This window comes from Kocuria sp. GQ42, assembly GCF_059758435.1.
The window spans coordinates 1-326 of record NZ_JCAXEN010000019.1; the positions used below are offsets into that span (position 1 = coordinate 1).

The following is a 326-nucleotide window of genomic DNA, read 5'->3' on the forward strand; positions in this document are numbered from 1 at the left end:
GTTCCCGCCGTCGTCGGCGTCCTGGGCGGAGGCCGCATGGGCGCGGGCATCGCCCACGCCTTCCTGCTCGCCGGGGCGAGGGTGACCGTGGTGGAGCGGGACGGGCAGGCCGCGGAGGCCGCCCGCGAGCGGATCGAGCGGGACCTCGCCAAGTCCCTGGAGCGCGGGGGCGTGGACGGCAACCTGGACGAGTGGGCCGAGAACCTGACCGTCTCCCTCGACCACGCCGACTTCGCGGACTGCGAGCTCGTCGTCGAGGCCGTCCCGGAGTCGTGGGACCTGAAGGTCGCGGCCCTGCAGGAGGTCGAGCGCCACCTCGCCGAGAC

1 protein-coding gene is annotated in these 326 nt (G+C 74.8%); it reads left to right on the top strand.

The genetic code is table 11. The features are described 5' to 3' along the window. On the top strand, positions 1–326 hold a 326-nt coding region (locus AC6CH6_RS17875), incomplete at both ends, for a 3-hydroxyacyl-CoA dehydrogenase NAD-binding domain-containing protein (protein WP_498256164.1).